This is a genomic window from Anaeromicropila populeti (genome assembly GCF_900112775.1).
Lineage (GTDB): Bacteria > Bacillota > Clostridia > Lachnospirales > Lachnospiraceae > Anaeromicropila_A > Anaeromicropila_A populeti.
Map to the genome: position 1 here is coordinate 1 of NZ_FOYZ01000043.1, position 1,416 is coordinate 1,416.

At 37.1% G+C, this 1,416-nt stretch carries 2 protein-coding genes; both read left to right on the plus strand.

Translation table 11 applies throughout. From position 1 onward, the window contains the following. The coding region (locus tag BM305_RS18720; protein ID WP_177214818.1) for a cellulose binding domain-containing protein at window positions 1–246 on the plus strand (246 nt) is incomplete at its 5' end. Window positions 247–292: 46 nt separating this feature from the next. Further along, a partial coding sequence (locus BM305_RS18725; protein ID WP_272481977.1) for a glycoside hydrolase family 62 protein occupies window positions 293–1,416 on the plus strand: 1,124 nt, incomplete at its 3' end.

Below are 1,416 nucleotides of genomic sequence, written 5' to 3' on the forward strand. Positions count from 1 at the left end.
CAAGGACAAATTGTATTAAAGAATAACTCAACTAAAACATACAATGGCTGGACATTACAATTTGATTATAACAGCACTATAAATAGTCTTTGGGGCGCGGAATTGTCAAGTCAGTCTGGTACCAAGGTTGTAGTTAAAAATCCGTCATGGGATGCCACACTTGCCTCAGGTTCATCCGTTACTATTAACTTTATAGCAACAGTTGGAAGTAACAAAAATGCACCTGCAAATTACTCATTTAGTTAAAAGGCAAGTTTGTAACTAAAATAGAATACCAATAAAGGAGGATAATATGAAGGGGTTAATAAAAAAATATATTGCGTTATTTGCGGTGATGGCGCTTCTTATACCATCTTATGGTTCCGTAGTAAATGCAGCAGCAAATGCCAATCCATCTTGGTCTGTAGATGAACGTGTTATTTTTCACAGAGAATGCAGCCCGTATGATTATTATGGGGCAAAGGATCCAACTATTGTATATTACGGAGGTAAATATCACGTATTTTATACTGGAGCAAATAAAAGCGGTGGATGGCAGATGCTTTATACATCAGCAACTACTATATCTGGGTTAAAAACTGCTCCACGTACCTATATGAGTAAAATAGGTGAATCATATTTCTGTGCACCAGAAGTATTTTACTATGAACCACAAAAATTATGGTATTTAGTTTATCAGGATGGAACCCACGGGGCAGCTTATGCCACAAGTACAAATATAGCGGATCCTAATTCCTGGTCAGGACCAAAATCCTTTGGAATGTCAGGAAATATGGGATGGGATTATTATGTCATATGTGATGATCAATATGCTTATATGTACAACACTCCAAGTGACGGCTCACATAAATTGTATGTACGTAAGACTACTTTGGCAAACTTCCCAAAAGGCTGGGGCACACCAACAGTAGCTCTTAATGATTCTTTTGAAGCAGCAGCAGTTTATAAATCAAATGCAGATGGTAAGTACTACCTGATTATGGAAGATATGAAAGATGGCCGATACTTTGAGTTATGGACATCTTCTGGTGCAGGTGGACCTTGGACACAGGTTTCTGAAAAGTGGGCATGGCGTGGTAATCTTACAAAATATAATGCAGACAAGTGGACTACTAATGTTTCACATGGAGAACTTATTCGTGCTGGATATAATCAGAAATTAGAAATCAATGACATTAATAAAGTAGATTTTCTTATTCAGGGTACTACAGATATGTCAGCTCAATATCAGCAGATTATATGGGATTTGGGAATTATTAGAAACTACACCCCTAGTTCTGCAACGCCAACACCAACTAGTACACCTAATCCTGGTATAGGAAGTACTGTAAAATTAACAGATGGCTGGTACTATATTAAGAATGTAAATGCTCAGAAATATCTTCAGGTAACAGATAATACAGGAAAAGCTGGACA